This window comes from Tolypothrix sp. VBCCA 56010, assembly GCF_050875635.1.
Classification (GTDB): Bacteria; Cyanobacteriota; Cyanobacteriia; order Cyanobacteriales; family Nostocaceae; genus Hassallia.
This window is the reverse complement of record NZ_JBPAOH010000569.1, coordinates 1-207: the sequence shown is the minus strand read 5'-3', so window position 1 is coordinate 207 and position 207 is coordinate 1. Positions and strand designations below refer to the sequence as shown.

The following is a 207-nucleotide window of genomic DNA, read 5'->3' as shown; positions in this document are numbered from 1 at the left end:
AAAGTATCAGGCAAGAAAGGATTTCCCCGATTTCAAAAAGATAATCGTTCAGTTGAATATAAAACTAGTGGCTGGTCACTAAATCAAGCCAAAAGATGCATTAAGTTTACTGATAAAAAAGATATCGGTAAAGTAAAACTACTAGGTAAATGGGATATCCAGACTTACCCAGTTAAACTGATTAAGCGTGTTAGATTAATCAAAAAA

1 pseudogene is annotated in these 207 nt (G+C 32.4%); it reads left to right on the top strand.

What is annotated here, in order from left to right:
- Positions 1–207, top strand: a pseudogene (locus AABK37_RS42390) (RNA-guided endonuclease TnpB family protein); the annotation flags it as partial.